Source organism: Rhizobium sp. N621 (assembly GCF_001664325.1).
GTDB lineage: Bacteria > Pseudomonadota > Alphaproteobacteria > Rhizobiales > Rhizobiaceae > Rhizobium > Rhizobium esperanzae.
This window is the reverse complement of record NZ_CP013495.1, coordinates 1,289,083-1,314,947: the sequence shown is the minus strand read 5'-3', so window position 1 is coordinate 1,314,947 and position 25,865 is coordinate 1,289,083. Positions and strand designations below refer to the sequence as shown.

The window sequence follows — 25,865 nt, the reverse complement described above, 5'->3', positions numbered from 1 at the left end:
GGCAGCCAAGTTTTGGCGGATACGTCAGACCTTGATCGCCAGCCGCAAGCCGCCCCAATGGCGGCCCCTGACGGTGATGGGAGCGGAGATATCCTTCATCATCACGAAATTGCCGCCGCCCATGTCGCGGCGATAGGTCTGGACGAGGAAAGGCGCAGTGCTGCGGCCGGCGGCAAGACCGACGCGATCGGCGAAGATACGGCGATTGCGGCAATTGGCAGTGTTCCAGACGATATCGCCCGGCCGCTGCGGCTGCGAAAACTTCCGGTTATGGGTCGGCAGATAGCCGTTTTCGTCGATCGCCGCGCAGAAGGCGACGCGCTCGTCAAGGGCAACGACGGGCTCCTGGATCGGCGGCAGCAGACGGTCGGTGAGTTCGGTGAAAGCGGCCATCATCTGAACCGGATCGGTGCCAGGCATCGGCCGGTAGCGTCGGTCGAAGAGGGCATCGAAACCGATCTGACCCTCGGCGACGGCGCGTTCGAAAGCGCCTGATATCTGCCTTGCCACCGATTGTGCTTCCTCGATCCAACGGCTGTCGGCGGTCTTGACGCCGGCGCTCGCCGTCAGCTGGATCAGCGTTTCCGAGAGGCCGACGACGCTGTCGACGCGGTTTGCCGCCTGCTGCAGCCTGACATTCGAACCGGCGACCTCGCCGGACATCTCGCCGAGCTTCTGGACGAAACCGGCGCATTGCTGGTCGACCGCCTCGGTGGTGTTGGCCATGACCGTCGAACTGTCGAGAATGCGGGTGATGACATGTTCCATGCTATCAAAGGCGCCGCGCATCGCGTCCGACTTGTCACGCACGCCGGCGGCACTGTCGCGGGCATCGCCGCCGACCGCCGACAGCCGGTCGATCTTCACCCGCAGCTCATCCAGCGTGTCCTGAATGGAGCCGGTCGCCTTTGACGTCTGCAGCGAAAGTGCGCGCACTTCAGCGGCGACAACGGCGAAACCCTTGCCCGCATCGCCGGCACGCGCCGCCTCGATCGCGGCGTTCAGCGCCAGGAGGTTGGTCTGGCGGGCTATGGTGCTGATCTCGTCGGCAATCTTGTCGACATCGGCAAGCGATTTCGAGAAGCCGGCGATTTCGGCGCCGATGACATTTGAAGCCTGAACCATATGGCCGATCTCGGCAACGGAGCCGGACAGGCGGTCGGCCGATTCCTTGAGCATCTGGCGAGCTTCGGCGGCCGTCCGGTCTGTCTCTCGCAGCGACAGGGCGACCGAGCGATTGGTCTCGGCGATGGAAAGTGCGGTGCTGGTGACATGATCGAAGGCTGAGGCATGGCGCGCCGACATCGCCGCCATGTCCTGAATGGCGCCGGCAATGTCGACGAGATCGATCCCAAGATTGGAGGCTTCTTCGGCAAGGCGCTGCAGGATGTGGCGCAATGCCTCGCGATCCGGGCTTTCCGCTTCGACCGCCGGTTCTGCGGCCAGATCGTCTATCGCCTTCAGCGCATGCATGACCGACATTCCCCCGCTGCAATGGGCAAAGCTTCGGACAACATGGTTAACAAGTTGCAAACGGCGCCGGCATCTTAGACTTAGGTTGTAACCCAAAGACCGACCCTGCGGCTGCACCGCTTGGCGCGTATGCCTTAAATCGCGCCGATTTCCCTCAACTTCTTCAGCACAGCCTCGTTCGGCTCGCCGTTTTCGGGGAGATTGTAGTGCTTCTGGAAATGGCGGATGGCAGCGCGGGTCTGCTCGCCGGCCACACCGTCGACGCCGACATTGGCATAGGCCATGTTGGAAAGGCCCTTCTGGATCTTCAGCACCAGGTCGACGGTGGCGAGCTCGCTTGATGGAAGCTGCTTTGCCGCGGATGGAGCCGTCTTGACGGTCTTTTCGGCGCTACGGATAGCAGCGGCGACCGGGTCTTCCGCCGCCGCCTTCGAGGTGACATCCTCACGCGGTTTTTCCACGGGCACGGTCGAGGGGCCGGCAGCTTCGGTTTTCAGCGCGGCCAGCACCTCCGGCGTCGCTTCCCCAGTCTGGGCCATGCCGACGGTCTCCTGGAAGAACAGGATGGCAGCGCTGGTGCGGGGGCCGATGATGCCGTCGGCGGTGCCGTTATAGAGGCCGCGGCGCACCAGCTGCTGCTGGATGTCCATGACCAGCTCGCTCGGCTGCTGAGCGGGTGCGGCCGGCGCCGGCGTCCCGCTGGTGGTGGCGCCGGCATCCTCCGGCCGTTCGATCCGGAAGGTGGTGACATCAGCCGGCTGTTCGTCGGCCGGACGGCGCGCACCGAGCACGTTTGAAGACTGCGGGTCGCGGGTGCGGAAAATCGGGTGCGGATGCAAGCCAGGCTGATACCAGAGGGCGTTGGCCGCAACGAAGGAGAAGATGACGAAGAAGGCGATCGCGCCGCCGGCGACCGACGGATTCCGGCCGATGACGCCGCCGAGCGCGGACGCCCCCTGCAGCCCGAGCCCACCCAGCGCGGATGCACCCTGCAGACCGAGGCCGCCGAGAGCGGCCGCACCCGACACGACAAGGCCCGGCTGCTGCCGCCGCTTCTTTCCCTTAGGCGATTTTCGCTTGCGCGCGGCCATCGAAAAGCCCCTCTTCCAATTCTGCTCCGGTACCGACCGCGTCCTTCAGCCGCGGCGGAAATTCGACGGTTGCGCCATGGCCGGCATTTTCGGCGCGCCGGGCGCCCGAGCCATCCACCGCGATCTCGACGGTGATGATCGTACCTTCGCCCGGCTGGCTGGCAATGGCAAAATTGCCGCCATGCAGCGCCACCAGCCCCTTGACCAGCGAGAGGCCGAGACCGCTGCCCTCGAAGCGGCGGGTGTAATCGTTCTGGATCTGGACGAAAGGCTGGCCGAGCATCGCCAGCTTGTCGGCGGCAATGCCAATGCCGGTATCGCTGACCGTCAGCTTCAGAATGCCGTCACGCACAGCCGCATCGACCGAGACGACGCCGCCGGCTTCGGTGAATTTCACGGCATTGCCGACGAGATTGATGAGGATCTGCTGGATGGCGCGCTGATCGGCGACGATCTCGCCAAGCCCGCGCTGAATCCGGCTCGTCAGCGTGACGCCCTTGGTCTTGGCTTGCAATGCCAGCATCGATTCGCAGGATCTGACGGAGCTTGAGATATCGAAGGCATCGAGAATCAGCTCGTAGCGCCCCGCTTCGATCTTGCTCATGTCGAGCATGGTATTGACGACGGAGAGCAGATGCGCGCCGGATTCGCGGACGAGCCCGACATATTCACGCTGGCGATCGTTTTCGAACTTGCCGAAATATTCGCCGATCAGAATATCGGAGAAGCCGAGGATGGCGTTCAGCGGCGTGCGCAGCTCGTGGCTGACCGCGGCGAGGAAGCGCGACTTGGCATCATTTGCCGATTCGGCGTCGGCCGCACGGTTCTGGGCTTCGGCCCGCAGCTGCTGCTCGACGGAGACATCGCGCAGTTGGGCGATGACGGCGGCAAGCTCGCCATCGGCATCGCGTCGCGCCGTCATGTCCATTCTCAGATAGGCGAACTGGCGCTGATCGCGCGAGACCGAAGGCCGATCGAGGCGCAGATCGACGCTTGCAGCATCTTCGCCGCGCCTGAGCTCATCGAGCGCCTGCAAGAACAGGATACGGTCGGAGACATGCACCTGCTCCAGGAAGCCCCTGCCCTTCGGATCGCGCATCCAGCCAAGGAAATCGCGCCGGTCGCGGCCGCCTATGGTGGCGACGCTGCCGTGCGGATCCAGGAAGAAGACGAGGCCGGGGGTGACGGCGAGGAAGAAATCCTCGGCCGACTGTGTGGCAATGCCGGCGGACGAGCCCTGGCGGGCCAACGCGATGCTGCCGACGGCGGAAAAGAGGAAGGCGGCGCAGACCATGGCGACGCCGGCCGGCAGCGCGACGGCCGGGCTGGTGACCGCCGAGAGGCCGACAGGCGCGGCGACGAGAGCGGCCGAGGAGAGCAACACGAGGCGGCGCAGAATCGCAAGCTCGCGCTGGCGCACGGCTTCGCCGCCACCCGTCCGGGAAAGCCAGCTTGTCGCCGCCCGGTCTACGAGGGTCGTCACCCAGCCGCCAATGTCACTCAATACTCGCACGCAATACCCGCCCAAAGAGGCTGTCTGTCGATCCGGACAATAGGCCCCCGCGACTTAAGGAAAGGATAAGGCAAAGGCGCTGTTCACAGCCAGAAAGAGCAGAAATTCCCGTTTTGGAGCATCCGAGAGCCCCTTTGCTTTTTGTGGTTAATGGCAGGTAAGCGGCGGATTTCCTTCATATTTCAGCATCGCGTTAACTCCTGTGGCAAGGCGAGCCGGCAAAAGCCCTGCAATTGCAGGCAGGTGCTGCCCTGATGCTTAACAACAATCGCTCGCATTCGACTTGAATGCCGCTCAAATGCGCTTCGCTAAAATTTGAATTAAATTTGCCGCAAATGCGCACGAGTTTCGAAAAGCGGCATTCGCAACTTGCCGATAGGGTGAAAGCACACCGGACAACCGGCCTGATTCGGCGATAAGAACCGGACGGGAAAACAGGATGGGCAACGACAATGTGGTTTCTGATCAAAGGATCCTTCTGGTTTGGCCTTGTGCTCGTGCTTCTTTCCGTCTTCAGCACGGAGGGATCCGACAAGCTCGCCGGCGGCCAGCAATTGCAGCTCTCCGACGCCTTTACGGCGGCGAGCGGCGCTTATGACTATCTCACCGGCATGTGCTCGGAAAAGCCGGAGGTCTGCGCCAAAGGCGCCGAGACCTTGACGGCGCTCGGCTATCGGGCCCGTGAGGGCGCCCGCGTCGCTTACGAACTTCTCGACAGCCAATTCACGGACGAACCGACGACGACCGCAAGCCCCGCCGAACGGGCGAACCGGGTGGCAGCCGCCGCCCCCTCCCTCGCCTCTCCTTCCGTCCAGGAGAAGGACAGCGAGGCAAAGGCTGCGCTCAACCAGCCGATGCCTTATCGTCCGCCGGTCGACGATGAAGCCGGGACCGTGGTAACCGGCGCGATCCCACTGCCGACGCCGAAGCCGGCGATCTGACGAAATTGCGCGGGCAACCGGCCCGCCGCACATAAGCAACGATCGGACGCGCCTCACTAGAATTCTACAGCTTGCATCGGTGGTCCGCATGACGCGGAAATGCCCCATGCCTGACGTGCCTGCCCTGTTTAATTCAGCAGATTGCTGCGCCGTGAGGATGCCCATCCCTCACGGCGTTTCTTTTTGAGAGCATGTCGAACAAGAATGTGCAGTGGTTTTCGATAACGACATGCGTAAAAAACAAAAGCCGGAGCGCGGCATCACTAAGATGGCTCGCTTTAGCGGTTCAAATCTGCAGGTCTATCACCTATATGCAGTCCTAGAGCATGTCCGGACGCAAAATTGCCGTGTCGTTTTGCCAGCATGCCAAAACGTGAAAGGCTTTTTATGGCATCCCTCGACCAGATCATCGATGACTTCGCCTTCCTGGACGATTGGGAAGACCGCTACCGCTATGTCATCGAACTCGGCAAGGCGCTGCCCGAACTCGCCGAGGAAAAACGCACCTCGGAGAACAAGGTGATGGGCTGCGCCAGCCAGGTGTGGCTGGTGACGCATACGTCGGGCGATCCGGAAAACCCAATCATGAGTTTCGAGGGCGATTCCGACGCGCATATCGTGCGCGGCCTCGTCGCCATCGTGCTTGCCACCTATTCCGGAAAGCCGGCTTCCGAGATCGCTGCGCTCGATGCCTTCGAGATCTTCTCGAAGATCGGTCTGGTGGAGAACCTGTCTTCGCAGCGCTCCAACGGGCTGCGCTCGATGGTGAAGCGAATCCGGGAAGAGGCGAAAGTCCGCGCCGCGGCCTGAACGCGATTGATTCGGTCGGCGAGCGCGGCCGATTGCGCATTTGCGGAAACGGCCAATCGACTATATTAACACTTGCTTATAGTATAGGAATACATTCTACGCCGCCTTCCCAAGCGTAAGAGAGGCTTCCTGATAATATCCCGTCTCCCCCAGTGCATGACTTGCGATAGCGGCGGAATAGTCAGGGAGGTATTATCCTCATTCAGAACAGGATGAACTCTGGGCCGTTCGGACCAAAGTCTGAATCGTGCTTTCTTTTAACAGGCCGGGACAGACAGCGCCGGGAAACGCTTCCGGTTTTCGGCATCATGTTTGCGGTACAGACAGAAAAGCCGGGCACAAGACCCGGCTTTTGTCGTTGACTGCTCCGAGAAGCTCAGCCGCGGCCGCGCTTGCGGCGCTGACCCAGGCCCATCTCCTTCGCCAGGCGCGAACGCGCTTCGGCATAGGCGGGCGCTACCATCGGGTAGTCGGTCGGCAGGTCCCATTTCTCACGGTACTCTTCCGGCGAGAGACTGTGATGCGTCATGAGGTGACGCTTGAGGGATTTGAAGTTGCCGCCGCATTCCAGGCACGTAATCTGCTCGTCCTGTACGGACTTGCGGACAGAGACTGCAGGCTTCTGCTTTTCGACGACAGCAGCAGCGGGCTGCGGTACGGACGTGTTGCTCAGTGCCGAATGCACGTCGGAAATCAGATTTGCCAGGTCGCTGACCGGGACAACATGGTTGCTGACATAAGCCGCGACGATGTCGGCCGTCAGTTCCACAAGCAGCTCCGGCCCATTGCCGGTCGCCATATCCGTCATATTTTTTCTCCTGTTAGCATGCTCAAACGATCTTTGACTGTCACGCCAAAGACCCGCCTCGTAGAAGCGAACAGCAAAAGCACAGGAAGCAATCTTCTGTTTCGAAAAACGTGAAATCCACCCCTAGATTCCGAAGTCCGAGACCTGTTCTTATACTGCCTGACCGAAAACCACTACCGTCTTGCTCCAGGCGATGGCCCCAGTTAGACATTGAAAAATCAAAACTGAGGGACTTGGAAGCAGTACGATTGTAATTCACAATCAGAATTCTACTTGCATTTTCAAATACCATCGTTTGGCCGAAAGGCCAATTATTATTTGTCGTTTTTCTTGAGAAAAAATGGCTGATGAAGAATTATAGGACTTTAGGCCAAGCTTTACTCACAGCTTCCTGTGCATAAGTGCGGCGTAAAACAGGTTAAGACGCCAATAGCATGGGCTCAGAGAGTTGCCGTGCTCAGGCCGGCGATCGGGAGAGACGCGTCAGCAGCCGGACGACCGAGCCGTGCAGGACGAAGAGCAGAAGCGTCAGCGGCCAGAGCAGGCAGGCGAGAAGTCCGGCGAGACGATGGAACGTCAAACCGGCATGATTGGCCCAGCCCTCCAGCAGCGTGACCGCCATGGCGGTCACGGCCACGAGGCCGTAGAGCAGGACGATTGCGGCTTCAAACACCAATGGCTCCTCAATGCACGTAACATTAACCCTAACAGAAAACCCTTAATAGATGTAAAAGCAGACGTCCTCCCTGATAGCTGCATGCCGCGATTCCCGCGGCCCGGCGCCGGAGGCTTGATGAAACAAAGATGGCGCACCACATTTCTCGCGAAACGGAACCGCCCCTCGGCGAAAGGAGCACGTCATGTCCGAAACTGCAACCACCGCCAAGATCCATAAGTCAGACGCCGAATGGAAAGAGCAGCTCACGCCAGAGCAATACCGCATCACCCGCCAGCACGGCACCGAACGCGCCTTCACCGGCCCCTACTGGGATTCCTTCGAGACGGGGCTCTACCGCTGCGTCGGCTGCAACGCGCCGCTTTTCCGCTCCGACACGAAATTCGACGCCGGCTGCGGCTGGCCGAGCTATTTCGAAGCGGTCTCTCCCGATGCTGTGACCGAGCATCGCGACACGAGCTACGGCATGGTGCGCACTGAAATCCGCTGCGGCACCTGCGATGCCCATCTCGGCCACGTCTTTCCCGACGGCCCGCCGCCGACCGGCCTGCGCTATTGCATCAACGGCCATGCCATGGTGTTCGAGCCGGGGGAATAGGCGCTGAGGCAATGATCGGCTATCGGCCGACCTGCAGACAGGAGGAGACCAATGGCGCGCGCCGTCCTGGAGACCGACCGGCTCACTCTACGAGAGATCACGCCTGACGACCTGCCGTTTCTCCACCGCATTTTCGGCGACGCTGAATGTATGCAGTACTATCCCAGGGTTAAGAGCTTTGACGAAACCGCACGCTGGTTTCAATGGCTTGCCTTCGACAGCTACGCTAGTCACGGATTCGGCCTCTGGGCGGTAACGGACCGGCAGAACGGTGCACTGCTCGGCGATTGCGGCATCACGCTGCAGGAAACCTCGCGGGGCCTGGAACCGGAGATCGGATATCATCTTTGGCGCGACCATTGGGGCAAGGGCTATGCCGTCGAGGCGGCTGCTGCCTGCCGGGACCATGCAACTCATAGCCTCGGACTGGCGCGGATCGTGTCTATCGTCAGGCTCGATAATATTCCGTCGCAGCGTGTGGCGGAGCGGGTACATCGGCGGCGGGAAAGGTTCGCCAAGGCGGGAAGTCCCGATGGCGGCCTGGCGGAATTTTACCTCTACATCACCGAGAACATAGACTGAGGGACCTACCAGGATAACTGGTGCGCGTCGGCGCGAAGGCCGCACGGTCAGCTATGCTGCGAGGTTAGTCGTGCCGCGACCGCGCACCCATTCATGGCGATCATTGCGTCGCGGTCGTCAACCAGTCTGATCGGCCGCCAGGCCTCTCCTTCGGGGGCGGCTGGCGAAGAAATAAGGCGAGCGGGCCCGGACGTCCGAACCCGTTCGCACTCAGTCATGCGGTCGACAACGGATGGTTATGACTGAACCAGATGCTGCCCGCTGCGAGGGCAGCGACGACCAGGCCGACAATCACATGCGCCCACATGGCCGCTGTCACGGCTGAAAAGCCGAGGAGCCACGGAGCGATCACAGCCCATAGCCCGAGGACCAGGTTGCACCATTCCTCGGCCTCATAGAAAGCGTAGAGAGCGGCAACGGCGATCAGGGTGATGGCCGCGCCAACGATCCACGCGTTCCAGGCGGCATAGGTCTCAGCGGCGAAACCGAACAGCCAGGGCGAGATGAAAAGGCCAAGACCGGCAACGATATTGACGATATCGAAAGCCGTCCGGTTGTTGGAAGACAAAGACTTCAGCATCGATCATTTCTCCTTCTTAGTTGGTTGCATCATCAATGGCCGCCTCCTGCGGGCAGAAGACGGTTGCGGCGGCAGCGGTTCGAACCACCATCGCCGCAAAGCTCGGTCATCGTGTAGTGGGACGCCAGAAATGAGATGCGGGCGACGCCGTTCCCTTGGAACTGCGGAACTGTGAAAGGAAGACGGCTGCGCCGATCGTCGTTCGAAGCGCAGAAGCGGAAGATCGGTGCTGTGTTTTTCGCGGTGTGTACGTCCGATAGTCTTCATCGTTTATCCTTCCCAAACTGGTGAAGGATGAGCGGCGGCCGGCCAAGTGTCGGCCGCCGCACTCGTCAGCTTCTGATGGCGATGCGCTTGACCTGTGACTGCGCCTTTTCGGTCTTGGGCAAAGTGACGGTGAGGACGCCGTTCTTGAAGGTGGCGTCGACCTGGTCTTCCTTGACCTCGGTGCCGAGCGGGATGCGTCGTTCGAAGCGGCCGTAGTAGCGCTCCGAGAACTGCTTTTCCTTGTCTTCCGTTTCCGAACGCTTCTCACCCTTCAGGGTCAGTACGCCGTCATTGAGAAAGACTTCGATGTCCTTTTCCTCAAGGCCGGGTATTTCGGCCGTCACCTTGATGTCCTTGTCGGTGTCTGAGATCTCCACGCTCGGCCAGCCGGCACCAAAGCCGCTGGCGCCGCGAAGTGACGGCAAGCTGGAACCGAAGCCGCGGAAAACGTCGTCGAACAGCCGGTTGACCTCGCGGTGGAGCGACAGGAAAGGATCGCGGTCGTCGTCGCGAAGGACACTCGGCATCTGATTGCCGTTGTTGCGGCCCCAGGGAATCAAATCACGAACACTCATGGCTCTACTCCTTTCTGATGGTTCATGGGCGCTAGACGGCGCCTGGCGCCACGCTTAGGCCGCCTGTGTCCCGCCCTCGATCTGCTTGGTCTCGGCCTTCGGCATTGCGTGCCCAGTTCCGATCTCGATTTGACGCGGCTTCATCTCTTCAGGAATTTCGTGCTTGAGATCGATGGTCAGCAGACCGTTGACCAGAGCGGCGTCGACAACCTTGACATGATCGGCCAGTTCGAACCGGCGCTGGAACGAGCGTCCGGCAATTCCGCGATGTAGGTATTGAACATCTTCGCTGTCTGCCCTCTGCCCCGATACCATGAGCATGTTCTGCTCTTGCGTGATTGCCAGCTCGTCCTGCGAGAAGCCCGCCACAGCCATGGCAATGCGGTAGTCGTTCTCACCAGCCTTGACGATATCGTAGGGCGGCCAGTTGTCGATTGTCTCGGCGCGGCCGGCAGCCTCAAGCGCGTTCAACATCCGCTCGAAGCCGATGCTCGACCGGAACAGGGGAGAGAAATCGAGGTTTGTCCTCATAGCCATATCCTCCTTGCAAGCAACATGGACACAAGGAGACGCCAAGAGCGACCGGCGTCTCCTGGACTTTCTGTCGATCCCTTTTGGGCGATCGACAATACTGATATAATTCAGTGTCTTACAGTTTCAAGGGGATCGAATTTCTTAACGAGAAAAATTGATCTTTTCGAAGACGCCACCATATGTTTTGGAGCTTGAGCGAGGAGCAATGGTTATGACACTGACTTTACACGATGTCGTCGCCGTCCTTGGGCCCGCCGACAAAACGCTTGTGGCCGAGATCATCGCGACAGGTGCAACCCAAGCCGAGCTTGCCGAGGCGTTTGCATGGGCCAACAACGACGAGGCCCTGGTGGGTGAAGGGCGGCATCTACCGACTGGCAGGGTTGCTGCGCTTGTTGACCTGCTGAGATCGGACGAAGAGGAACCGGATTAGAAAAGGCGGTTGACCGCCTTCCCTGCACCGTCCTTCATCAGGCCGTGGTGAGCACGCTGACATTGCCCTGTCGATTGATGACATCGACCACGACCTGGTGTCGAGACCGACGGATAGCCACGTCAGCCGAGCAATTGCCGATCAGCAGACGCCGCAAGATCACCTCGTCGAGAAACGAGGGAAGCCGCGGCACGCTGAAGCTGATCTGCAAACTATTCGGATCGAAGTCGAGGCCGAGGCAGGATTGCAGCAGCGACAAAGGGGCAGCTGCTGCCCATGCTTGCGGCGAGCAGGCAACCGGATAAGAGGTCGGTCCGCGTGCGCGTTGACGTGGCAGGCCGCAGAGGAGTTCGGGAAGCCGCCGCAGGTCGATATAGGTCGCAGCGGCAAACAGCCCCTCGAAGATTCGTGCGGCTTCGGCGCGATAGCCATAGCGGGCAAGACCACTGGCAATCATGGCATTGTCATGTGGCCAGATCGAGCCATTGTGGTAGCTCATCGGATTGTAACGTGCTTCGGTCGAGGGAATGGTCCGGATGCCCCAGCCACAGAAGGACGAAGCATTCATAAGGGTGCGGGTCACCTGTGCGACCCGTTCAGGATAAGCAATTCCGGTGAACAGAGCATGGCCGGCATTGGAGGATCGGACCCGGCAAGGCCGTTTATCCCCGTCGAGAGCCAACACATAGGTGCCCAGTTCCTCATCGAAGAAGCTCATGTCGAAGGCGCGGCGCAGTCCCTCCGCGCGCGCGAGAAAGCTCGCCGCGCGTTCCGGTTTGCCCCTCCACCGGAAGATTTCGGCAGCACTTTGCCAAGCGCCGTAGACATAGGCCTGGACTTCGGCGATCGCGATCGGGCCTCGGGCCAACGTGCCATCGGCATGGAAGACCGAGTCGTTGCTATCCTTCCACGCCTGATTAATAAGTCCTTCTTCCGTCAGCCGCCCGTATTCGACGAAGCCGTCACCATCGCGATCCCCATGTTCGTCGATCCAGGTCAGTGCCGCTTCGACGTGAGGCAGGATACGGTCGATGGTCGCAAGATCACCGGTTCGTTTAAGATAGTCGCCAGCCAGCATCACGAAGAGTGGCGTCGAGTCGATGCTGCCGTAGTAACGCCGGAATGGAACCTCGCCGAGCTCGGCCATTTCGCCGCAACGCACTTCGTGCAGGATCTTGCCCGGCTCGGCGTCTGAAGCAGGATCGACGTTCGTCGCCTGATTGGCGGCAAGATGACCGAGAACCCCGCGAGCGATCTCCGGATCGAGCCAAAGTGTCTGAAGCGCCGTGATCAGGGCGTCGCGGCCGAAAACGGTGCTGAACCAGGGAATACCGGCATAAGGATAGGGGCCTTCCGGCTTGTCGGTGATCAGCATATAGAGGTCGGAGGCGCTGCGTCGCGCGACTTCGTTGAAGATCTCGTTGGAGGTTGTGACCGACGCCGCGCGCGAGGAGGAGGCGCGCAACGCACGGCGGGCATCCCTCAAGGTAAGGAAGAAGGAAAGGCGGCTCAGTCGATCGGCGGAGGTATGGTCGCAGCCGATCTGCATGAAGAGCGATTTGGTCTCGTGCGGCTCCAGCTGGAGGTCGTAAGTAACAAGATCGCTACGAACTTCGGCCGGTTCGGGCATGAAGGAAAGGCGCGTCGACCGCTTGCGATCGTCCAGGCCAATATAGGAAAGCAGGATCCAATCCTGTTCCACGATGGCGGGAAGATGGCGCCCTCTTCTTGCTCTTGCGGTGCCGCGGACTTCAAAAAGATCGGCGAAATCGGCCCCGAAAGAGATCTGAATGCGAACATGTTGCCGCCGCTCGTCATAATTCCTCACGGCCAGCCGTTCATAACAACAGGCATTCCAGAGAAAGCGCGATCTGCGCAGATGAATCACGTCATGGCCCAGAACCAGCCTTCCCTTCTCATCGAACTGATCAGGATTGGTGAGATCGCAGGTCAGCGTGGCATTGTCATCCCGCAGCGTCGACGACAGAAGCATCGGCCGCTGTTCGTTGATCGTCAGGTAAAGATGCGAGAGATGACGGGTGTCCTGGTGGAAAAGGCCTTCCGGGCTGCCGGGACCGGAAAGAGCATCGCCATTATGGTCGAAGACGGCGAAAGTATCGCCGTGCTTCAAGGTACGCGGCCGGCGCTCCTGCAGCGATGCGGCGGCCGGAATGAAGAACTGAGCGACCGGCGCTGCCAGGTCTGACGATGCTGTGGCGGGGTTGCTGTCCGCAGACAGTTTCGACATGGTCTCCTCCTTGCCTCAGGCGACAGCCTGCAGGTCGAGCGCTTGACCATTCGACCGGCGGGTCGGCGCGGCTTTGATGCGAACGCCAGGCAGGTTGCGATAGATGTCGAGATAATCGCACGCCATTCGTTGTGCGGTGAAGCGCTTTTCAAACGCGGCACGCACCTTCTGCCGATCGAGGCGGAGTGCCCATTCGACGTTTTCGGCCGCCTCGGTGACGCTGTCGACCAGGATGCCGGAGATGCCGTTGTCAATGACCTCGGGAACCGAGCCACAGCCGAAAGCGATGACCGGCGTGCCGCAGGCCATGGCTTCGATCATCACCAGCCCAAACGGCTCCGGCCAGTCGATCGGGAAAAGCAGAGCGCCTGCATTCCCAAGGAAGTCAGCTTTCTCACGTTCATCGATCTCGCCGATGAATTCCACATGCGGATGGCTCTTAACCATCGGCTCGATGACCGTTTCCCAGTAGGCCTTGTCGACATTATCGATCTTGGCGGCGATCTTCAGCGGCATTCCGACCCTTGTCGCGATCTGAATGGCGCGGTCCGGGCGTTTTTCTGGCGAAATACGGCCAAGGAAGGCCAGGTAATTGCCCCTTGGATTCTCCGTGAAGGGAAGAAGATCGGCCGGCAGACCATGATAGACCGTTCCGCGCCAGTCGACCGGAGGCATCGGACGGCGCTGATCATTGGAGATCGACACCAGCGGAATATCGGGGAACGTCCCGTAGAACGGCTTGAGATCCGGCAAGTCGAGTCGCCCGTGCAGCGTTGTCACCGTCCGATCGGCGAAATCGCGGATCAGCGGGAAATGCAGCAGGTCGATGTGGAAATGCAGCACGTCGAACTCGTGCGCCCGCTGTCGGATCTCCTCCAACATCAAGACCTGATGTGGAAGATGGTCCCTGACCGCCGGATTGAGCCGTAAGGCGACGTCCGCACACGACACGAGTGTCGCCTGGGTGACGGAATCGCCGCTGGCAAAGAGCGTGACCTCATGCCCCTGGGCCACGAGTTCTTCAGCAAGGTAGGAAACGATCCGCTCGGTTCCCCCGTAGAGCTTCGGCGGAACGCTTTCGGCGAGCGGTGCAATCTGAGCGATCTTCATCGGCAAACCTCCTCAGTTGAGCAAAGAGCCGTCGGCAAAAATCATGCCCGCGTCCTCGAGAGGCACACGGCAGGCCAGACGAGGGTCAGGTTTCGAACAGCGGTCGACGCCGTCCTCCTTTCCAGTAGCTGCACAAGCCAAGGCCGGGAAGCCGGCGTGCGGGCGGTTTTCGACGGCGGATCCTATGGCAACTCAGGGAAGCGGACGTATCCTGCCTCGCGGATGGTTGATCGCCATTATCCAAAGCCTTCAGCGCTTCAAGGATCTCGTCATAGGATACAGCTCTTTCGGCCCCGGGGTGAAGGCGGAGGGCTGGTACGGATTCGACTGCGAAGATATCGGATGCCCATGAAGCGAGAATTGCCCGCTTCTCGTCGTTGTCGATCCCGGCGGCGGCAAGCACGTCACGCGGGTGACCGAAATGCTTCGCCGGATGAAGCAGATGCGCCGCGCTTATGGCTGCCACGGCATTCTGCTGTATGGAATTGCTGATGTTTTCCTTTCTCATAGCTTGGCTCCATTGATGTCGACCCGATGGAACTTGTTAATTCGATAGTGCGTAGAACGGCCCGCCCCGATGGCAGAGCGGGCCGAGCGATCGCTTAGAAGTCCATGCCGGCGCCGGCCGGCATGGCCGGAGCAGCTTCCTTCTTCGGCTTCTCGGCGATCATCGCCTCTGTCGTCACCAGCAGGCCGGCAACCGAAGCTGCGTCCTGCAGTGCGGTGCGAACGACCTTTGCCGGATCGATGACGCCCTGCGCGTAGAGATCGCCATATTCGCCGGTCTGAGCGTTCCAGCCATAGGAGAATTCGCTCTTCTCGCGCAGCTTGCCGACGATGATGGAGCCTTCCGCACCGGCGTTTTCGGCGATCTGGCGAACCGGTGCCTCGATCGCCCGGCGAACGATGTCAACGCCGACCCGCTGGTCGTCATTGGCAGTCTTGATCGCGTTGAGGGCCTTGACCGCGCGCAGCAGCGCCACGCCGCCACCTGGCAGGATGCCTTCCTCGACCGCTGCCCTTGTTGCATGCAGCGCGTCGTCAACGCGATCCTTCTTTTCCTTCACCTCGACTTCGGTCGAGCCGCCGACGCGGATGACGGCAACGCCGCCGGCGAGCTTAGCAAGACGTTCCTGCAGCTTCTCGCGATCGTAGTCGGAGGTGGTCTCTTCGATCTGGGCGCGGATCTGAGCGGTGCGACCGTCAAGTTCCGCCTTCGAACCGGCACCGTCGATGATGGTGGTGTTTTCCTTCTCGATCGCCACCTTCTTGGCGCGGCCGAGCATATTGAGCGTCACATTCTCGAGCTTGATGCCGAGGTCTTCGGAGATCACGGTGCCGCCCGTCAGGATGGCGATGTCTTCGAGCATGGCCTTGCGGCGGTCGCCGAAGCCAGGGGCCTTGACGGCAGCGATCTTCAAGCCGCCACGCAGCTTGTTGACGACGAGCGTTGCAAGGGCTTCGCCTTCGACATCTTCAGCGATGATGAGGAGCGGCTTGCCGGATTGAACGACGGCTTCGAGAACCGGCAGCATCGACTGCAGGTTCGACAGCTTCTTCTCATGGATGAGGATATAGGGATCCTCGAGCTCGACCCGCATCTTGTCCTGATTGGTGACGAAATAGGGGCTGAGATAACCGCGGTCGAACTGCATGCCTTCGACGACTTCGAGTTCGGTTTCGGCGGTCTTGGCTTCTTCAACCGTGATGACGCCTTCGTTGCCGACCTTCTCCATGGCTTCCGCGAGGTAGCGGCCGATCTCGGAATCACCATTGGCGGAGATCGTACCGACCTGGGCAATTTCGGAATTGTTGGAAATCTTACGGGCGTTGTTCTTCAGCTCCTTGACGACAGCGTCGACGGCAAGATCGATACCGCGCTTCAGATCCATCGGGTTCATGCCGGAGGCAACCGCCTTTGCGCCCTCCTTGACGATCGCTTGGGCAAGAACGGTCGCCGTCGTTGTACCGTCGCCGGCAAGATCATTCGTCTTGGATGCAACTTCACGCAGCATCTGGGCGCCCATGTTTTCAAACTTGTCTTCAAGTTCGATTTCCTTGGCGACGGAAACGCCGTCCTTGGTGATGCGCGGCGCGCCGAAGGACTTGTCGATCACCACGTTGCGGCCCTTCGGGCCGAGCGTTACTTTCACCGCATTGGCCAGCACATCGACCCCACGCAGCATGCGTTCACGGGCATCGCTATGAAATTTGACTTCTTTCGCAGCCATTCTGTAACTCCTTCAATAGGCGGCTTTTTTGACTAATGCGCGGAAATCGCCTCAGGCGGCGATCTTTTCGGCGGCCCGGGCCTCGATAATGCCCATGACATCGCTTTCCTTCATGATCAGCAGGTCTTCGCCATTGATCTTGATCTCGGTGCCAGACCACTTGCCGAACAGGATGCGGTCGCCGACCTTGACGTCGAGCGGCTGGATCTGGCCGGCATCGTTGCGGGCACCGGGGCCGACGGCAATGACCTCGCCTTCCTGCGGCTTTTCCTTTGCAGTGTCGGGAATGATGATGCCGCCCTTGGTCTTTTCTTCGGAATCGACGCGGCGGACGAGAATGCGATCATGAAGCGGTCGGAACGACATGTTTTCCTCCAATGGACAAACAATAATGATGTTGTTCCCCTGGCCGGACCGGATGACCAGTCCGGGCGGGTGCAAAACCTCGATCGAGCGTTCTGCGCGGAATGATCTGGTTTTGCGCTTTTTCCATTTCAAGAGGGGCGCCATAAAAAAATTAGCACTCACTCGAAGCGGCTGCTAACATCCTGTAAAGGAACAATAAACAGGGTGGACGCGTTCGGAAATCCGTTGATAGCCGCAAAATTTTGCGCCACCTTTCGAGCGTCATGAAACGGAGATGAAGCATGCAATTTTCATCAGATCTGGAGCGTCAGCTGAACGGCTATGGACTGACCACCGCCCATATCCTCTATCGCATTCCTGATTTTGAATCCGTGCTGCAGACCTATGTCTGGCAGGATTACGACCTCGCCCCGGACTTTCCGGAAATGCACAAGTTCCTGGATTTCTGGCAGTCCACGCTCGACGGGCCGCTGCATTCTGTCCGCTACACCCACCAGCGGCTGATCGGACCGAACGAATGGCGTCGCGTCATGGGCGAGTTCAAATTGCACTAGGTCGAACCCGACATTCCCAAGCCAGCCGGGCGCAGTTGCCATAGCGTTTTTTCAACACATACGGTGTCGCCCGGGTAATCACTCGTGCTCGGCAGGGCATGGCCAAGTTGCCGGCGTCGAGAGGCCGGATGGCAGCTTGGTCGAGGCATCGCCGCAGGCCAGCTCGATCTGCGCCTGTTCGAGCCCGGCGGCAGCCGAGAGGTCAAGGCCTTCGATGCGGGTCAAGAACATGAAGGCGCGCTCGAACGTTGCCGGGCCCTCGAAGACAGCGCTGGAGAGATCGGCGCGGGAGAGATTGGCGAAAGAGAATTTCACCCCCGTCAGCACCGCCTTGTCGAAATCGGCGCGGCCGAGTTCGGCCTTCTCGAAGCTCGCGCCGGAGAGCCGGGCGCCGCCAAAATTGGCCCGCTGCAGCTCGGCGCCGGCAAAGGAAGCGCCTTCGGCGGCAATGTTGGCGAAGCTGGCGCGATAGGCCTCCACTTTGGCGAAGTTGGCCCCTTCGGCATGTGACCCCTCAAGCGAGGCACGCACCAAGCTCGCCTTTTCCAGATTGGCGGATTTGAAATTCGAACCGCTGAGATCGGTGAGCGAGAAATCGGTGCTGAAGAGGTTGGCGCCTTGGAGATCACTGCCCTGCAGCATCAGGTTTTTCTTCGTGCATTCCTGCCAGTCGAGCTTCGGCGAGGCCGTGCTGCTGCAGTCGGCAGCGCGTGTGGAGATCGGAGCGGAGGCGAGAAGAATGAGGGCAAGGAGGCCGAGCGGCGATCGATGCATTGCCATTGAACTGTTGATCTCCATGACGCTTATCACGCCGCCTCTCGCGAAGCAGGCAGCCTCTCTTTTCTACACAGCTCAGAATACAATAAAAAGATAGTGACCGCTCCGGCAATGATTTGCCGGGTCACTCCGTCCGGCGAGCGCTCATCCTCCTTGCCCCGGCAGGCCGTCGGCCTTGCCCGAGCAGGCAGGTCAATCGGCCTCGCCGGGCAGACGGAGTTCCATGCAGGTCAGATCCAGCCAGCGGCCGAACTTGGTGCCGACCTCGGAAAATCTGCCGGCGATGCGGAAGCCGAGCTTTTCGTGCAGCCGGATCGAAGCAGCGTTGTCGGCCTCGATGCCGGCGATCATCACATGGATATTGGCGGCCGCCGCACGCGCGATCAATTCGCGCATCAGGGCCTCGCCGATGCCGGCGCCGCGATGATCCTTGTCGACATAGACGGAATGTTCGACCGTGTGGCGATAGCCCTCGAAGGCGCGCCAGTCGCCATAGGAGGCGTAGCCCGCCACCTTGCCCGACATCTCGGCGACAATGACCGGAAAGCCGCGGCCCTTGCGCGCACTCAGCCATTCCCGTCGGTTTTCGAGATCGACGAGCGTTTCGTTCCAGATCGCCGTCGTGTGCTCGACGGCATGATTGTAGATATCCCGGATGGCGGGAAGATCGGCTTCGGTGGCGTCGCGGAGAAGGATGGCGTCTGTCATGATGGCCCGGTTCGGATTGACTGCGCGGGTTGGCATACGCCGCGGTTCAAAAGATGTAAACTGCTGATACAGCAGAGAAAGGCTTGCGGGACGCCTCGGGCGGGCGGCAGCTCAGAACTCTGGCATCGGCAGGCTGAAACAGGTGAAAACGGCCGAATAATGCACGGCCGCGGCGATGACGACGAAACCGTGCCAGATGGCGTTCTGGAAACGCAGTTTCTCCCAGACATGGAAGATGACGCCGAGCGAATAGATGACGCCGCCGATGACGATCAGCAGCATCGAAGCGGAGGGAATGCGCGCGGCGACAGGCCCCGCCACGAGCACGCCGCTCCAGCCCATGGCGAGGTAAAGCAGGATGGCGAGACGGTCGTATCGCCCTGGAAAGGCGCATTTCAGGACGATGCCGACGGCAGCGAACAGCCATATCGCCACCAGCATGAAGGAGATCAGCGGATCGTCGGCGCCGCGTTCTAGGAATGGCGTATAGGTGGCGGCGATCAGGATGAAGATCGCCGAATGATCGAAGCGGCGCAGGAACCATTTGGTGCGCGAGACCGGCCAGACATTGTAAGAAAAGGAGATGGCAAGCGTCAGCACCAGTCCGACGCCATAGATCCAGGCGGCGGCGAGCGCCCCGTGGGAGCTCCAGACGGTGGCGTAGAAGATCAGAGCAGTGGCGCCGATCAGCGCCAGCACGAGACCGACGCCGTGGACGATGCCGTCGGCGATCAGCTCATATCTGTCGTAAGCCCAGCGAATACCGTTGAACTCGGCCATGCACGCCAACCCGTTTCGTACCCGATCGCGATGGTCGCACCGAACCGGCGGGGGCGCAACTGCGGCGCATCGTGCGGGCAGTAAATCTTCGTGACAGACCGCACAGGCCCCGCCCCCTCGACGGCGGCACAGATTCAGATCTTCTGCCGCTCGACCAGCACGGAGCACTTGGCGTGCCGCACGACGCGGTCGGCCGTGGCGCCGATAAAGTAGTTGGAAAAATCCGGGACGTGCGAGGCGAGGATGATGAGGTCGGCGCCGTGGCTTTCTGCGGCCGAGATGATGGCCTTGGCCGGCGGGCCGTTGCGGATGTCGATCGTTGCCGTGACCCCGGTTGCGGCGACCAGCGCTTCCAGCTTGTCGCGGCCGTCCTTCATGGCGTCCTCGAGCATATTGGCCGGCAATTCGATCGCGACATAGGTCGGTACATCCTCGACGACGTTGAGCGCGACGATCTGGCCGCCCGCGTCGAGCAGCGAGGCGGCCTTGCGGAGAATGTTTTCTCCCCTGTCGAGGCGGCCGAGCGCGATCGCCACGATAATCTTCCGGTACATGGCTTCCCTCCATGACTGAGATGCATAAGCTTGCTCTAATAAAGATATGGGCGGCGCAATGGCTCCGATCAAGCCAGTGCAGGTCATCGTCAACATCTGCTCAACGCTTCATCCTCAAAAACAAGCCTTCTGTGAACAATCGGGATAGGCCATATAGAGATCAAGTACGGCAGCCGAGGAGATCAGGCGAATGAACCGGCGACACTTCCTCGGATTTGCTAGGGCGGCATCGTTGCCGCCACCGCCGGTATGCCTTTAACTGCAGAGGCAGGAGACCCATTGATGACGACAGAAACATCTTATGCGCTGACGCGGCCTGCCTATATCGACCAGTCGCATCTCGTCGTTACCGACCTCGGCCTGGTTTCCGGCTTCTATCAATCGATGCTCGGCCTGAAGGTCATCGAGAAGACGACGAGCGGCGAAGTGCTGGGTGTCGGGGGGCATCCGCTGCTGACGCTGACGACGGCAAAGGACGCGGTAGTCGCGCCACGCAATGCCGCAGGCCTTTTCCACACCGCGTTCCTGATGCCCGACCGCGCCGAACTGGCGCGATGGCTACGCCATGCCGCCCACAACAACGTCGTGCTCGACGGCGCCTCGGACCATCTCGTCAGCGAGGCGATCTATCTTTCCGACCCCGAGAGCAACGGCATCGAAATCTATGCCGACCGGCCGCACAAGGGATGGAAATTCCTTGAGGACGGCATGGTCGAAATGGCGACGCAGCGCCTTGACCTGCAGGCGCTCTATAACAGCGCATCGGAGGATCGCTGGGACGGCATGGCTGAGGGAACAGCGATCGGCCATCTGCACCTGCAGGTGGGCGATATCCCGCAGGCCGACGCCTTCTATCGGGACGTGCTCGGCCTCGAGCTGATGGCCCGTTATCCCGGCGCGAGCTTCTTTGCCACCGGCGGCTATCACCACCATCTCGCAGCCAACATCTGGAACAGCCGGGGCGCCACTGCCCGCGCCGACAATATGACCGGGCTGTCGGATTACCGGATCCGTTTCAACGACAAGGCGACGCTCGACGCGGCGGTCTCCAGGTTCGACGCGCTGGAGATCAACAGCGAGAAGCGCGATGGCGGCGTTTTCCTCAAGGATCCCTGGGGCATTGGCCTGACGCTTTCGGCCTGAACCTGCACTATTGGACCTTCTCGGTTCCTGAGGGCGTCGTCACCTGCGTCGGTCCGCCGCCGTTTCCGCTCGGCGTTGGCGACCGGTCTGTCGCTTCGGGCGGCCGTGCAGGGCCGGAGGCCGGGTCGTTGTTGAACGCGCCGGGACCGGAGGGCTGCGTATTGATCGGATCCGGCTTGGTCGAAGCCGTCGCCGCCGGATCATTGTTGCTGGGATTGGGCCAGATCGCAACGCTCACGCCGGCAATGATGAGAACTGCCGCGCCCGCCACAAGAACGGTCCAAACCCACCAACGCCGCTGATCGGCGGCTTTCAGCCTCGCCTCGTCCGCATAGGGGGGATCGGTCGAATAGGTCTCGGTGGTTTTCATCTGATCGGGATCTGCAATCATGAGCACTCTCCTTCCGAGGTCGAACGCCAGTGACGGCGAGCTTGTTCCGGCGGCAGGATCAAATCGGCGCGCGAGCCGATGAAAGGGCGGGCGCTTCAGCGCCCTTGCCCGCAGGCGGACCCGATGTCTTTACGGCAGCGCCATGGGCCGGCGGAACCGGAACCGCATCAGCGCGTTTTTGTGGCGAAGCAATCTGGCTTCGGGGACCTCACCGCATGGGCATCGCCAACGGCATCCGCAAACACGCAAAGAAGATCGCCATCGGCGAACGCCAAACCAGCGCCTGGGCTAAGTCGTTGCAGGAGACGGCGGAGGAGCTGCCGTCCCCGCCGGTGCATCGACTCGAGAAGGACGGGCTCGACATCAGCATGGCCTGGGCGATCATCGGCATCTTCGCCATCCTCGGCCTTGCCGCGGTATACATGATGTCACTGATCCTCATTCCGATCACCCTGGCCGTCGTCGTCGGCATGATCCTCGGCCTTGCCGCGGAAAATCTCGGCAAGATGGGCGTGCCGAGGCTTGCCAACGCCTTCCTTCTGTCAAGCAGTGTCGCTTTGGTCATCGTCTTGCTGGTCAGTTCGCTTGCCGATCCGCTGGCGACGCTCGCCAACGAAGCCCCGGCTTTCGTCGAGCGGACGATCAGCCGCATCATGCCCTATCTGGAGCGCATCGAATGGCTGCACATCACGCCGGCGACATTCGAAAGCGGGCCGATGTCGATCGGCGCGCTGCTCGAAAACACCGGTAGCGTCCTGCATGTGGTGACAACAAGCCTGACGCCGGCGCTGGTACAGGGGCTGATCTTCTTCGCTGCGCTGCTGCTCTTCCTCGCCAGCCGGGTCAATCTGCGCAAGACGATCATCATGACCTTCCGCACCCGCACGCAGCGCCTGGCGGCAATCCGGGTCATCAATGCGGTCGAGCAGGTGCTCGGCTTCTATTTCGCCACAGCCTCGCTGATCTATGTCGGGCTTGGCGTCGTCATGACGATCATCGCCTATGCGAGCGGGTTGTCGTCACCCGCGCTCTGGGGCTTCTTCGCCTTCCTGTCGAGCTTCATTCCCTATCTCGGCATCACGCTGATGACGCTTTCCGTCGCCATTGCCGGCATCATCACCTATGACGGCTTCATCGTCGGTCTGGTGCCGGCGGCGGCCTTCTTCACGGTGCATCTCGTCATGGAGAACCTGATCTTTCCGGCGGTCATGGGGCGGCGGCTGGAAATCAATCCCTTTATCGTCTTTCTCGCCATCCTGTTCTGGACCTGGATGTGGGGCGCCGTCGGCGCAATGCTCGCGCTGCCGCTGTCGCTGATCGTCATGACCATCATCGAGGAACTGCTGATCGAGGAAAAACCGCAGCCGCAATTGCCGAAGTGATCAAGCGAGGAGACATCAGTGGCGTCCGATCTCGATCTCGACGAATCCGATCATGACCAGATGGTCAGTGGCCGTTCGTTCTGGGGGAAGAATGCCATACGTCCGCAATGGCGGCCGATGGCGCAGAGCTTTTCGACCGATGTCGCGGTGATCGGCGGCGGCATCACCGGCGCGCTGATCGCAGATCATCTGACGGCGCGCGGCTTTTCCGTTGTTATCATCGACCGGGAGGAGCCGGGCTTCGGCAGCACAGGCGCCAGCACCGCGATGTTGCAATGGGAAATCGACAGCACGCTCAGCGAACTCGAGACCTATTACGGCTTCGAACGAGCGGCCGGAATCTATCGCCGCAGCGCCGCTGCCGTCGCCGGCCTTTCCAAGCTGATCGCGACGAATGGAATCGCCTGCGGCTTCAGGGCGCGCAACACGCTCTATCTCGCCGCCAATCGGGAAGGTGCGCGCGACCTGCAGGAGGAGCGCCAGCTGCGCCGGCGGGCGGGTCTGCCCGGCGTCTATCTCGAACATCCCGATCTCTTCACCCAGTTCGAGCTCGATCGCGACGGCGCGATCTATTCGCCGGGTTCGGCGGAGGCCGATCCGCTGCTGCTCACCTGGGCGCTGATCGCGATGGCTGTGGGACGCGGAGCGCAGCTCGTCAGCGCTTCGGTGACCGCGCTGCACAGCGAGGGCGATCGCGTCACGGCAGAGACGGCTGGGGGGCACGCCATCGAAGCGCGACATGCGGTGCTGGCGACCGGCTACTCGATGCCGGGGCTTAACATGCCGAAGCTGCACCGCGTCAGTTCAAGCTGGGCGCTCGCCACCGTGCCTCAGGACCCGGCGCGGCTCTGGCGCGACAGGACGCTGATCTGGGAGAACAGCCATCCCTATCTCTACATGCGCACAACCGCGGACAACCGCATCGTCGCCGGCGGCGAGGATGACGGCACGACGGATCCCGCGGGGCGAAATCACAAGCTGCCGGCCAAGATCAGTGCGATCCGGGAGAAGATGAAGCGGTTATGGCCGAGAGCCGATACCCGCGTCGCCCATGCCTGGGGCGGAACCTTCGGAGAGACGGCCGACGGCCTGCCGCTGATCGGCCCGACGCCCGGGATGCCGCATGTCTTCGCCGCCCACGGCTATGGCGGCAACGGCATCACCTTCTCCTATCTCGCCGCCCAAATGATCGGGGCGATGATTGCGGGGATCTACCGCGACTGGTTCGAGGACTTTGCGTTCGACCGGGAAGGACCGGGCATGCGGCGGTTTGGAGAGGACAGGTTGCGGGCTGGGGATGCGTTGCGGTAGAGACTTCGCTTTGGCTATTGTGCCACACGGCGCACCTTCAGCCGCAGCCCTATTCCGTCGTCTTGTCGTCACCAGTATCCTCGACATCCCCAAGACGAACGAACGCCGTGCCCTTCATCTTGAGATCAACCAGCGCCTTTGCCACTCCCTCGCCCGCCGCATGGGTGGGCTGATTAATGTGGGAGATGACGACATCGCCGTCCTTGGCGGAGGCGATGCGTTTTTCGGTGATCGCTGCGCCAAGCAACGAGCCACCGTCGCCGTTCACCGAGTAGCCGGCGATGCGATAGCCCATGGTGCGGATCTCGCCGATGGCGGAAAGATCGTACTTGGCCGTGGAGCCGCGGAACCAGTGCGGTGCGGGAATGCCGGCTGCGACCATGGCGGCGGCACCGCCTTCGACCTCCTGCTTTACCGCCTGCGGCGAACCGGCCGAGGCGATGCCATAGACGAGCGTCGGCGTATCGACGGCCGGAATATGGTTCTCGCCGTGGTTTTCGAGCTCGAAGAGATCGGGATTCTGCAGGAAGACAGCAAGGGCTTGCGGGTTGCGCTTCAGCCAGCGGGCGGTGACGAAGATCGTTGCCGGAATGCGCTCGCGCACCAGAGTCGAAACGATGCGTTCGTCCGCCTGCCCCATGCAGGCGTCGAAGGTGAGCGCGATGCGGGCATGGCCCGCTATGTTGGAACGGGCGATATGCAGATGCGGCTCGACAAGTTTGATCGCCGACGCCTTCGAGAGCGGAGCAGCCGGCAGCGCCAACGACAACTCGTCCGCCGATGCGGCCGAGATTGCGGCCAGAAGGAACGCCGATGTGAGCAGGATGCGGTTCATGTCATCAACTTTACGATTCGAGCGCCGCGACTCTAGCCGCTAGCCTTGCCACACGCCATGTGGCCGGATGTCACCGCCGCCGGCGGGAAACCGCATCAATCGTAGAGATAATACTTGTCCCACTTCTCGCGCGGCACCTTCTCGCCGATCTGATAGTCGAGTTCGCGCACGTTGATATGCTGTGGGCCGGTGATGCAATTGTAGGAAAGATGGTACCAGTCGCCCTTGCTGCGGAAGACCGCGCCCGGCGCCTGCAGCGAATTGTCGCCGGCGATCGGGTCCTTGAAGGTATAGGCGATCACCTTATCGGGCTTGAAGCCGGTGCTGTCGTTGTTGATCCGGCTCATCGCTTCCGTGTCGCAGCTCTGTTCCAGGCGGGTGGAGGGATCGAGTTTTTCCAGCTGCTTCTTGATGGCCGGGTCAACGGCAAAAGCGGGGGCAGCCAAGCCGGCCAGGGATACAAACAGGAGCAGACGTTTCGGCATTGCGGAGGAAATCCCTTACTGTTGTACAGTCTTCATCCTGCCGCCGGCGGCTTGCCGGGGGCTGGGCACGTGCAAAATTCGCTCTGTGATAGCGGACCTCCTTAAATAT

29 protein-coding genes are annotated in these 25,865 nt (G+C 61.0%); 9 read left to right on the top strand and 20 right to left on the bottom strand.

What is annotated here, in order from left to right:
- Positions 1 to 24 precede the first annotated feature (24 nt).
- From AMK00_RS06455 to AMK00_RS06445, 3 genes are all read right to left on the bottom strand, one after another.
- The gene (locus AMK00_RS06455) at positions 25 to 1,473 is read right to left on the bottom strand and encodes a methyl-accepting chemotaxis protein (RefSeq protein WP_064811661.1); all 1,449 of its coding nucleotides are present in this window, start codon (positions 1,471 to 1,473) and stop codon (positions 25 to 27) included.
- Between the two features lie 134 nt (positions 1,474 to 1,607).
- A complete protein-coding gene (locus AMK00_RS06450) occupies positions 1,608 to 2,564 on the bottom strand; it encodes a peptidoglycan-binding domain-containing protein (RefSeq protein WP_064809928.1) in 957 nt (318 codons plus the stop codon).
- On the bottom strand, positions 2,536 to 4,077 hold the full coding sequence (locus AMK00_RS06445; protein WP_064809927.1) for a sensor histidine kinase: 1,542 nt from the start codon (positions 4,075 to 4,077) through the stop codon (positions 2,536 to 2,538). The genes AMK00_RS06450 and AMK00_RS06445 overlap by 29 nt, the downstream gene beginning before the upstream one ends.
- A gap of 452 nt (positions 4,078 to 4,529) precedes the next feature.
- On the opposite strand from AMK00_RS06445, the gene AMK00_RS06440 reads away from it, so the two are divergent.
- Together AMK00_RS06440 and AMK00_RS06435 are read left to right on the top strand one after the other, a co-directional pair.
- Positions 4,530 to 5,018, top strand: a complete 489-nt coding sequence (locus AMK00_RS06440) for a DUF5330 domain-containing protein (protein WP_064809926.1) — start codon at positions 4,530 to 4,532, stop codon at positions 5,016 to 5,018.
- 387 nt (positions 5,019 to 5,405) lie between these two features.
- On the top strand, positions 5,406 to 5,828 hold the full coding sequence (locus tag AMK00_RS06435) for a SufE family protein (RefSeq protein WP_064801307.1): 423 nt from the start codon (positions 5,406 to 5,408) through the stop codon (positions 5,826 to 5,828).
- 376 nt (positions 5,829 to 6,204) lie between these two features.
- Here AMK00_RS06435 and AMK00_RS06430 read toward each other — a convergent pair whose 3' ends face one another.
- A complete protein-coding gene (locus AMK00_RS06430) occupies positions 6,205 to 6,636 on the bottom strand; it encodes a MucR family transcriptional regulator (protein ID WP_010060045.1) in 432 nt (143 codons plus the stop codon).
- 457 nt (positions 6,637 to 7,093) lie between these two features.
- Positions 7,094 to 7,309, bottom strand: coding sequence for a hypothetical protein (locus AMK00_RS06425; RefSeq protein WP_064806030.1), 216 nt, complete (start codon positions 7,307 to 7,309; stop codon positions 7,094 to 7,096).
- Positions 7,310 to 7,496: 187 nt separating this feature from the next.
- Between AMK00_RS06425 and msrB the strand changes: the two genes are divergently transcribed.
- Positions 7,497 to 7,910: a peptide-methionine (R)-S-oxide reductase MsrB gene (gene msrB, locus AMK00_RS06420; RefSeq protein WP_064801305.1), complete on the top strand. Its 414-nt coding sequence runs from the start codon at positions 7,497 to 7,499 to the stop codon at positions 7,908 to 7,910.
- A 51-nt stretch (positions 7,911 to 7,961) separates the two neighbouring features.
- The gene (locus tag AMK00_RS06415; protein WP_064801303.1) at positions 7,962 to 8,492 is read left to right on the top strand and encodes a GNAT family N-acetyltransferase; all 531 of its coding nucleotides are present in this window, start codon (positions 7,962 to 7,964) and stop codon (positions 8,490 to 8,492) included.
- A gap of 214 nt (positions 8,493 to 8,706) precedes the next feature.
- On the opposite strand, the gene AMK00_RS06410 is transcribed toward AMK00_RS06415, so the two are convergent.
- From AMK00_RS06410 to AMK00_RS06400, 3 genes are all read right to left on the bottom strand, one after another.
- Positions 8,707 to 9,072 (bottom strand): SPW repeat protein, encoded by a 366-nt coding sequence (locus AMK00_RS06410; RefSeq protein ID WP_064801301.1) that lies wholly within the window; start codon positions 9,070 to 9,072, stop codon positions 8,707 to 8,709.
- A gap of 332 nt (positions 9,073 to 9,404) precedes the next feature.
- A complete protein-coding gene (locus tag AMK00_RS06405; RefSeq protein ID WP_064801299.1) occupies positions 9,405 to 9,914 on the bottom strand; it encodes an Hsp20/alpha crystallin family protein in 510 nt (169 codons plus the stop codon).
- Positions 9,915 to 9,968: 54 nt separating this feature from the next.
- Positions 9,969 to 10,445, bottom strand: coding sequence for an Hsp20 family protein (locus AMK00_RS06400; RefSeq protein WP_064809925.1), 477 nt, complete (start codon positions 10,443 to 10,445; stop codon positions 9,969 to 9,971).
- 214 nt (positions 10,446 to 10,659) lie between these two features.
- Here AMK00_RS06400 and AMK00_RS06395 point away from each other — a divergent pair, with 214 nt between their 5' ends.
- Positions 10,660 to 10,881, top strand: coding sequence for a hypothetical protein (locus AMK00_RS06395; RefSeq protein ID WP_064809924.1), 222 nt, complete (start codon positions 10,660 to 10,662; stop codon positions 10,879 to 10,881).
- A 37-nt stretch (positions 10,882 to 10,918) separates the two neighbouring features.
- On the opposite strand, the gene AMK00_RS06390 is transcribed toward AMK00_RS06395, so the two are convergent.
- From AMK00_RS06390 to groES, 5 genes are all read right to left on the bottom strand, one after another.
- Entirely contained in the window at positions 10,919 to 13,129 is a 2,211-nt protein-coding gene (locus AMK00_RS06390) for an amylo-alpha-1,6-glucosidase (RefSeq protein WP_064809923.1), read from the bottom strand.
- A 15-nt stretch (positions 13,130 to 13,144) separates the two neighbouring features.
- Entirely contained in the window at positions 13,145 to 14,239 is a 1,095-nt protein-coding gene (locus tag AMK00_RS06385) for a glycosyltransferase family 4 protein (protein WP_064809922.1), read from the bottom strand.
- A gap of 85 nt (positions 14,240 to 14,324) precedes the next feature.
- Positions 14,325 to 14,747, bottom strand: coding sequence for a hypothetical protein (locus tag AMK00_RS32885; protein WP_064809921.1), 423 nt, complete (start codon positions 14,745 to 14,747; stop codon positions 14,325 to 14,327).
- Between the two features lie 94 nt (positions 14,748 to 14,841).
- Positions 14,842 to 16,470: a chaperonin GroEL gene (gene groL / locus AMK00_RS06375; protein ID WP_064809920.1), complete on the bottom strand. Its 1,629-nt coding sequence runs from the start codon at positions 16,468 to 16,470 to the stop codon at positions 14,842 to 14,844.
- Between the two features lie 51 nt (positions 16,471 to 16,521).
- On the bottom strand, positions 16,522 to 16,836 hold the full coding sequence (groES, locus tag AMK00_RS06370) for a co-chaperone GroES (protein ID WP_064809919.1): 315 nt from the start codon (positions 16,834 to 16,836) through the stop codon (positions 16,522 to 16,524).
- A gap of 281 nt (positions 16,837 to 17,117) precedes the next feature.
- On the opposite strand from groES, the gene AMK00_RS06365 reads away from it, so the two are divergent.
- Complete coding sequence (locus tag AMK00_RS06365; protein WP_011424576.1) at positions 17,118 to 17,390, top strand: usg protein; 273 nt, start codon at positions 17,118 to 17,120, stop codon at positions 17,388 to 17,390.
- 78 nt (positions 17,391 to 17,468) lie between these two features.
- Here the strand turns inward: AMK00_RS06365 and AMK00_RS06360 are convergent, their stop codons facing one another.
- The 4 genes from AMK00_RS06360 to AMK00_RS06345 form a co-directional block, all read right to left on the bottom strand.
- Positions 17,469 to 18,170, bottom strand: coding sequence for a pentapeptide repeat-containing protein (locus AMK00_RS06360; RefSeq protein WP_064811660.1), 702 nt, complete (start codon positions 18,168 to 18,170; stop codon positions 17,469 to 17,471).
- Positions 18,171 to 18,359: 189 nt separating this feature from the next.
- Entirely contained in the window at positions 18,360 to 18,911 is a 552-nt protein-coding gene (locus AMK00_RS06355) for a GNAT family N-acetyltransferase (RefSeq protein WP_082240279.1), read from the bottom strand.
- 75 nt (positions 18,912 to 18,986) lie between these two features.
- Positions 18,987 to 19,655, bottom strand: a complete 669-nt coding sequence (gene trhA / locus AMK00_RS06350) for a PAQR family membrane homeostasis protein TrhA (protein ID WP_064801285.1) — start codon at positions 19,653 to 19,655, stop codon at positions 18,987 to 18,989.
- Between the two features lie 134 nt (positions 19,656 to 19,789).
- Positions 19,790 to 20,209, bottom strand: coding sequence for a universal stress protein (locus AMK00_RS06345; protein WP_064809918.1), 420 nt, complete (start codon positions 20,207 to 20,209; stop codon positions 19,790 to 19,792).
- 282 nt (positions 20,210 to 20,491) lie between these two features.
- Here AMK00_RS06345 and AMK00_RS06340 point away from each other — a divergent pair, with 282 nt between their 5' ends.
- A complete protein-coding gene (locus tag AMK00_RS06340; RefSeq protein WP_064809917.1) occupies positions 20,492 to 21,352 on the top strand; it encodes a VOC family protein in 861 nt (286 codons plus the stop codon).
- Between the two features lie 7 nt (positions 21,353 to 21,359).
- Here the strand turns inward: AMK00_RS06340 and AMK00_RS06335 are convergent, their stop codons facing one another.
- Positions 21,360 to 21,743, bottom strand: a complete 384-nt coding sequence (locus AMK00_RS06335) for a hypothetical protein (protein WP_064809916.1) — start codon at positions 21,741 to 21,743, stop codon at positions 21,360 to 21,362.
- A 215-nt stretch (positions 21,744 to 21,958) separates the two neighbouring features.
- On the opposite strand from AMK00_RS06335, the gene AMK00_RS06330 reads away from it, so the two are divergent.
- Positions 21,959 to 23,125: an AI-2E family transporter gene (locus AMK00_RS06330; RefSeq protein ID WP_064809915.1), complete on the top strand. Its 1,167-nt coding sequence runs from the start codon at positions 21,959 to 21,961 to the stop codon at positions 23,123 to 23,125.
- 18 nt (positions 23,126 to 23,143) lie between these two features.
- A complete protein-coding gene (locus AMK00_RS06325; protein WP_064809914.1) occupies positions 23,144 to 24,436 on the top strand; it encodes an NAD(P)/FAD-dependent oxidoreductase in 1,293 nt (430 codons plus the stop codon).
- 49 nt (positions 24,437 to 24,485) lie between these two features.
- Here the strand turns inward: AMK00_RS06325 and AMK00_RS06320 are convergent, their stop codons facing one another.
- Together AMK00_RS06320 and AMK00_RS06315 are read right to left on the bottom strand one after the other, a co-directional pair.
- Positions 24,486 to 25,271 carry a polysaccharide deacetylase family protein gene (locus AMK00_RS06320; protein ID WP_064809913.1) on the bottom strand — a complete coding sequence of 262 codons (786 nt, stop codon included), beginning with the start codon at positions 25,269 to 25,271 and terminating at the stop codon, positions 24,486 to 24,488.
- Between the two features lie 95 nt (positions 25,272 to 25,366).
- The gene (locus AMK00_RS06315; RefSeq protein ID WP_064801273.1) at positions 25,367 to 25,756 is read right to left on the bottom strand and encodes a DUF930 domain-containing protein; all 390 of its coding nucleotides are present in this window, start codon (positions 25,754 to 25,756) and stop codon (positions 25,367 to 25,369) included.
- Positions 25,757 to 25,865 lie beyond the last annotated feature (109 nt).

Excerpts from the sequence above, each read along its gene's own strand:
- AMK00_RS06430 (WP_010060045.1), bottom strand. The coding sequence starts at position 6,636 with ATGACGGATATGGCGACCGGCAATGGGCCGGAGCTGCTTGTGGAACTG.
- AMK00_RS06440 (WP_064809926.1), top strand. The coding sequence starts at position 4,530 with ATGTGGTTTCTGATCAAAGGATCCTTCTGGTTTGGCCTTGTGCTCGTG.
- AMK00_RS06400 (WP_064809925.1), bottom strand. The coding sequence starts at position 10,445 with ATGAGGACAAACCTCGATTTCTCTCCCCTGTTCCGGTCGAGCATCGGC.
- AMK00_RS06355 (WP_082240279.1), bottom strand. The coding sequence starts at position 18,911 with ATGCCAACCCGCGCAGTCAATCCGAACCGGGCCATCATGACAGACGCC.
- msrB (WP_064801305.1), top strand. The coding sequence starts at position 7,497 with ATGTCCGAAACTGCAACCACCGCCAAGATCCATAAGTCAGACGCCGAA.
- AMK00_RS06405 (WP_064801299.1), bottom strand. The coding sequence starts at position 9,914 with ATGAGTGTTCGTGATTTGATTCCCTGGGGCCGCAACAACGGCAATCAG.
- AMK00_RS06395 (WP_064809924.1), top strand. The coding sequence starts at position 10,660 with ATGACACTGACTTTACACGATGTCGTCGCCGTCCTTGGGCCCGCCGAC.
- AMK00_RS06345 (WP_064809918.1), bottom strand. The coding sequence starts at position 20,209 with ATGTACCGGAAGATTATCGTGGCGATCGCGCTCGGCCGCCTCGACAGG.
- AMK00_RS06320 (WP_064809913.1), bottom strand. The coding sequence starts at position 25,271 with ATGAACCGCATCCTGCTCACATCGGCGTTCCTTCTGGCCGCAATCTCG.
- AMK00_RS06450 (WP_064809928.1), bottom strand. The coding sequence starts at position 2,564 with ATGGCCGCGCGCAAGCGAAAATCGCCTAAGGGAAAGAAGCGGCGGCAG.
- AMK00_RS06410 (WP_064801301.1), bottom strand. The coding sequence starts at position 9,072 with ATGCTGAAGTCTTTGTCTTCCAACAACCGGACGGCTTTCGATATCGTC.
- AMK00_RS06435 (WP_064801307.1), top strand. The coding sequence starts at position 5,406 with ATGGCATCCCTCGACCAGATCATCGATGACTTCGCCTTCCTGGACGAT.
- AMK00_RS06415 (WP_064801303.1), top strand. The coding sequence starts at position 7,962 with ATGGCGCGCGCCGTCCTGGAGACCGACCGGCTCACTCTACGAGAGATC.
- AMK00_RS06455 (WP_064811661.1), bottom strand. The coding sequence starts at position 1,473 with ATGCATGCGCTGAAGGCGATAGACGATCTGGCCGCAGAACCGGCGGTC.
- AMK00_RS06340 (WP_064809917.1), top strand. The coding sequence starts at position 20,492 with ATGACGACAGAAACATCTTATGCGCTGACGCGGCCTGCCTATATCGAC.
- groL (WP_064809920.1), bottom strand. The coding sequence starts at position 16,470 with ATGGCTGCGAAAGAAGTCAAATTTCATAGCGATGCCCGTGAACGCATG.
- groES (WP_064809919.1), bottom strand. The coding sequence starts at position 16,836 with ATGTCGTTCCGACCGCTTCATGATCGCATTCTCGTCCGCCGCGTCGAT.
- AMK00_RS06390 (WP_064809923.1), bottom strand. The coding sequence starts at position 13,129 with ATGTCGAAACTGTCTGCGGACAGCAACCCCGCCACAGCATCGTCAGAC.
- AMK00_RS06335 (WP_064809916.1), bottom strand. The coding sequence starts at position 21,743 with ATGATTGCAGATCCCGATCAGATGAAAACCACCGAGACCTATTCGACC.
- trhA (WP_064801285.1), bottom strand. The coding sequence starts at position 19,655 with ATGGCCGAGTTCAACGGTATTCGCTGGGCTTACGACAGATATGAGCTG.
- AMK00_RS06365 (WP_011424576.1), top strand. The coding sequence starts at position 17,118 with ATGCAATTTTCATCAGATCTGGAGCGTCAGCTGAACGGCTATGGACTG.
- AMK00_RS06315 (WP_064801273.1), bottom strand. The coding sequence starts at position 25,756 with ATGCCGAAACGTCTGCTCCTGTTTGTATCCCTGGCCGGCTTGGCTGCC.
- AMK00_RS32885 (WP_064809921.1), bottom strand. The coding sequence starts at position 14,747 with ATGAGAAAGGAAAACATCAGCAATTCCATACAGCAGAATGCCGTGGCA.
- AMK00_RS06330 (WP_064809915.1), top strand. The coding sequence starts at position 21,959 with ATGGGCATCGCCAACGGCATCCGCAAACACGCAAAGAAGATCGCCATC.
- AMK00_RS06360 (WP_064811660.1), bottom strand. The coding sequence starts at position 18,170 with ATGGCAATGCATCGATCGCCGCTCGGCCTCCTTGCCCTCATTCTTCTC.
- AMK00_RS06385 (WP_064809922.1), bottom strand. The coding sequence starts at position 14,239 with ATGAAGATCGCTCAGATTGCACCGCTCGCCGAAAGCGTTCCGCCGAAG.